This window comes from Tamlana crocina, from assembly GCF_012037625.1.
Window position 1 is genome coordinate 1 of record NZ_JAAVJS010000670.1, and the last position, 324, is coordinate 324.

A 324-nucleotide genomic window follows, 5' to 3' on the forward strand; every position below is an offset into this window, starting at 1 on the left:
TTTATCTGAATTCGTCAGCACCCCGGTTAGTACAAATCCGTGATCTGTAACGAGGTAAACATTTTGATATCCATTTTTAAGTAACTGCGCAATCTTTTCGGCATATAGCAAGGCGACTTTATCAAAATATTTTAATGCAGATTGCTGATATGTTTCTCCCAATTTATCGGGATCCTTATGACTGCAAATAAGATATTGTGGTTTATCTGTAAGCTCTGTTACACGCTCCAGATCTATAAATCCTATGTCTTTATCTGAATTTCTCTTTTGTAAATAATTTTCCCGGTCCTGCTTTGTTGGGAGGACATCGCCTGTGTCCACATA

Annotated in this window: 1 pseudogene; it reads right to left on the minus strand. The window is 37.3% G+C overall.

Features of this window, described 5'->3' with window-relative positions:
• Nucleotides 1-324, minus strand: a pseudogene (locus tag HC176_RS18510) (hypothetical protein); the annotation flags it as partial.